Below are 4,400 nucleotides of genomic sequence, written 5' to 3'. Positions count from 1 at the left end.
CTCATACCAACACCGCAAACACATCAGATTCATCATAAAAAGTGCGTACAGCGTTCCATCGCTCACGGCGTAATTCATCTAATTCGGGATTCATTAAACTTGCACGATCTTCGCCTGCCTTACGACTGAGATCCATATCCCTAAAATCTTCCAATAGCTTTGCCTTGGCTTCGCTGAACACTGCACGCTCAAAATTAAAAACATAACGGCTTCGCCCTGCTAACTCTTCATTGGGTACTTGTTCAAGCTCTGCATATTCAGCATGTTTAGCTTTAAAGTTTTTGAGCTCAGAAATAACCAGATCTAATGCAGATAACAAAGCCATTTCAGCTTGAGCATTTTCAACAGAATCCAAAATACGCATGGATTGACGAAACTTCTGAACATTAATGCCAGGCCAAAAGCCTGATCTTGGTATCAAAAACTCATTATTTTTACTGTTTTGCCCCACAAAACCCATGATAATTCTCCAATGACGGGGCTATATGCTGATACTTCGCGTGTCATATACATGATCAGCTTCTCAACATACGCCCCCGCGTGGTGACGCTCGTTATTCAACTACTTCAGGTTGACTTTGTTCTTCTTGTTTCTTCAATGCTGCTTCTAGCTTGTTGGCTCGTGTTTTAATCCCAACATCAGGATCCAATTCCAAAGCACGCTGCCACACAGCCAATGCAAACTGTGGATTACTTTCTTCTGAAAGCTCACCAATGGCACGATTCAATTTGGCACGAATGGCATCCAACATATCTGCATCAGCCATTAATTCATTTAAAGTAATTAAATGATCCAAAGTGATGTCTGCTTTATTATTCAAAGCACGATTCACAATTTGCTCTGTGATTGCCCCTGCTTTGTTGGTTTTAAATATGGGCGGTAACTCATAATTATTTTCCATCAAATACGTTGCTATGCGTAAAGCCAACTCAATCTCACCTGCATCTACTGCCCAGATGAACATTTCCGATGTGATCTTATCTTCAGGTGCATCTTGGTTATCCAAAATGCCTTCCACCCAAGGACGATAATCATCCAAATGCTCTGCTTTAAAGCGTTCTTTCTCTTCAAAGCTAAGGATTGCACGCAAACTTGATAAATCTTGCTTTAAACGTGTGAGCAAATTTAAATGCGCAGGATTAGCACTAGTTGGTAAATCACCATGCTCATCCAGTTTGGCTGCTAACTTTCGGGCTTTTTCTCGTTTAAACAAAAACATAGATTACTCCTACTCTTTTGCAGCATCTTCTAACGTGATATTTTCAATCAACACCGCTTGCTCATAGTTATGCAATGCATAGAACTCATTTTGCTGATTGTAGTTTTCATATCGATCACGCTTAGAATTCATCTCATAAGATGAACGCACAGAACCTTTCTGCACACGAATTGCTAAGTTCTTTGGACGTGTAACAAAGATCGTGCCATCTGGGAAAAAATCAGGTGCTTGAGCAATCAAACCATTGATAATGTAATAAGCATCTTGCGTGATTTTTTGTGCCGTTTCAGTGTTTGTGGTTTTCTCCAACAATTTCATTTGTCGGCCCACCAACAAGTCGCTTGAAATATAAACTTTCAAACCTTTTTGGTACTGCTTCGGAATCAAACTTAATGCTTGAACAACCACTTGATCTAAGTTTTCCATCAATTGGCCTTTACCAACTTTGATGGCTGCACCTTCCAATTCAGTGATCACATGCTCAGGTGCATGGTCACGCATACGCTGCAACCATCCGATGTTCACATCTTCGCCCAATGGATACGTTTTTTTATCCGTATTTTCAGCAACCTTCACACCATTCCATGCAATGCGCTCTACATCTTCACGCTTACTTTCTAAGCGTCGATCTTGTAAACGTTTTTGGAATTGTTCTTTAGAGCGTGCAAAGGAGTTCAATTCACCAAATGTAAAATGCGTATCGTGATTCGTGGTAACTGCTGTATAAACAATGCCATTTGGCTTACCTAATCCGCTTGTTTCACGCTCTTTAGTTTCTGTATTAGTACGTCCTGATACTAATTGTGATGGACCAAAGCCCAAATCATTCACAACCATATCCGTACAAACATCAATATCAACTTCGCTCAAAATGCCTTCAGATGCGACTTTATTCACCCAAACATATTCAGTTTGTGGATTAATTGTGAATTTTTGGCCACTTTCAATCGTTGATTTATCTACGCCATTCAATGCAGCTTGTCGCTCTGTATAACCTTCCAAGCATTCCAATGTTTCTTTTAATAAAACTTCACTCATAATTTTGTCCTTAACAATCTGCTAAATATTCATTTTTTTCGCCATCACCTGCCACAAATTCATTGTGATTTTCAGGCGCAGCCGTATTTTTGAGCGTTTCAAATTCTGTTTTCAGTGCATTGAAAGCATCGGATAATGTTTTGTTTTCTTGTGTGAGCTTTGCGATCACCTTATCTTGCTTTTCAGCAAATTGATTGAGCACGCTTTCTAAATCAGCAATATTAAAATGATGATCTTCTGATTTTGGTTGGCTCATTGGTTGTGGCTCTGCTTGTTCTTTTTGCGCAGCAAATAAACCTGCAAACATATTTTTGAAGAAACCTTTTTCATTAACCTCAAAAACAGCAGCGCCTGTTTGATCGTTCTCTTCTGCAAAGTCAATGCCAATAAACTCCAAAGCTGTTGAAAAATTACTTTCCTTATTTTGGCGTGCATGAAGATTAAATTTCATCGCTTCCGTGCCTAACGAAGCAGGTGAATCTGTTGCGCCTAAACCACCTAAGTAGGCTTGACCTGTTTCAGCAAAGTTAGGATAAATTTCTACAGAAAAAGCCTTTTTCTGTGAGTTTTCAAACATTGTGACAAAATCCTCAGTCACTTCTAATTCAGCATACAATGCACGCTCTGTTTGGCCATTGATCTTATAATCTTCTGCCTTCACTGCTAGTACTGTGCCTAAGCTTTTAAATGCACCATCGGCCATCACACCACGATAATGCTCTAGCCAAATATTGGCGGTATATTTAGCAGGATCATACGATGCTGCCATTTGGTTAATCTGTTCTTTGGTAATCTCACGACCATCCACTGTTTTACCGCTAACAGCAATGCGTGTGAATTTCGTTTTTTTATTCATGAGTAAAATCCCATTTCGTGAAAATATTGCGTATCAATAAAAGTGGATTCAATTTTTACGTGATTCCGATCAGAACGCACGTCATTACGGTTTGCGATGCGCCATCGCAAACTGAAACGAGATTATTTTTTTGACATAACCATAGAGAATGGGCACATGAATAATGAATTGCTCATCACCCCCGAAAACACCCAACCACGCGAATTATCAAGACTCTATTATTTCGCAGGCTTGCGTGTGTCTGAAATATCTAAAATGTTAGGCACACCTGAAAGCACACTTTATGATTGGCGAAAGCAAGATAAATGGGATGAAGCTGACTTTTTCACCAAATGCCAAGATGCTTTTCAACTCAAATACCTTCGTTTATTGATGAAAAACACCAAAACAGAAAACGAAATGCGTGAGTTTAAAGAATTAGGCGTACAAATGAAAAACATCTACTCACCCAAGCCAGAACGCAAAAAGCGCAGTGCCCAAATTAATTCTGATCAGTTTGATTGGGAAAAATTCAAGAATCAAATCAAAGAAGGCTATCAAGATCTCAAACTGTATCAACAATCCGCCATCACAGATATACGCAAATATGAAAAAAGCAAACGATCAGCAGGTGTATTCAATTGGCTGAAATCACGCCAAATCGGGTTTTCTTATGGCTTGGCATATGATGCCTTGTTGCGTTTAGTTGAGCTTGAAAATAATCAGATTTATATCGCTGCTAGTAAAAATCAGGCTTATACATCACGCAATTATGTTTTTAAGTTTGTGCATGATTTGACAGGCCTTGACCTTAAAGGCACTGATTCTGTTGAATTCAAAAAAGGCTTACGTTTTTATTTCTTAGGTGCAAATCCAAGCACTGCACAATCATACAGTGGTGATGTCACCATGGATGAATATATGTGGATGCCACGATTTGACGAACTCAATGAGGTTGTTACAGCTTGTGCAACCAATGAGCGATACATTATTAAACGTATGTCCACGCCATCATCTAAAAAACATGCATCTTATAAATTGTGGAATGCTGATGATTGGAATAAAGCGCATAAAAATAATCCTGTGAGAACAGATTATAAAACCCTAAAAAGTGGATTGCTTTGCCCTGATGGTCAATATCGCAGAATCATCACATTGGAAGATGCCATCAAAGAAGGTTGTGATTGGATCAACATTGATCGCTTACGTTTACGCTATCCCGATGAAGAAACATTTTCACGCCTATATGAATGTGAATTCTTTGATGATGTATCCAGTGCTTTTAGCTTTGATGATTTAAATGCTTGT

The 4,400-nt window shown here is 39.0% G+C and carries 5 protein-coding genes; 1 reads left to right on the top strand and 4 read right to left on the bottom strand.

Annotated features, from left to right (window positions below; all coding sequences use genetic code 11):
• Position 1: 1 nt before the first annotated feature.
• The 4 genes from BZK14_RS04095 to BZK14_RS04080 all read right to left on the bottom strand — a co-directional run bounded on the left by BZK14_RS04095 (position 2) and on the right by BZK14_RS04080 (position 3,113).
• Complete coding sequence (locus BZK14_RS04095; protein ID WP_077925306.1) at positions 2–460, bottom strand: head completion/stabilization protein; 459 nt, start codon at positions 458–460, stop codon at positions 2–4.
• A gap of 93 nt (positions 461–553) precedes the next feature.
• Positions 554–1,219: a phage terminase small subunit gene (gene gpM / locus BZK14_RS04090; protein WP_077925305.1), complete on the bottom strand. Its 666-nt coding sequence runs from the start codon at positions 1,217–1,219 to the stop codon at positions 554–556.
• Positions 1,220–1,228: 9 nt separating this feature from the next.
• Positions 1,229–2,257 (bottom strand): P2 family phage major capsid protein, encoded by a 1,029-nt coding sequence (locus BZK14_RS04085; protein ID WP_077925304.1) that lies wholly within the window; start codon positions 2,255–2,257, stop codon positions 1,229–1,231.
• 10 nt (positions 2,258–2,267) lie between these two features.
• A complete protein-coding gene (locus BZK14_RS04080) occupies positions 2,268–3,113 on the bottom strand; it encodes a GPO family capsid scaffolding protein (protein ID WP_077925303.1) in 846 nt (281 codons plus the stop codon).
• Positions 3,114–3,269: 156 nt separating this feature from the next.
• Here BZK14_RS04080 and BZK14_RS04075 point away from each other — a divergent pair.
• Positions 3,270–4,400 (top strand): terminase large subunit domain-containing protein (locus BZK14_RS04075; protein WP_216350014.1); only part of this gene is annotated, 1,131 nt, incomplete at its 3' end.

It is taken from the genome of Wohlfahrtiimonas larvae, assembly GCF_002006755.1.
Lineage (GTDB): Bacteria > Pseudomonadota > Gammaproteobacteria > Cardiobacteriales > Wohlfahrtiimonadaceae > Wohlfahrtiimonas > Wohlfahrtiimonas larvae.
Note: the sequence above shows the minus strand (reverse complement) of the source record. Positions and strands in the feature narration are given on the sequence as shown.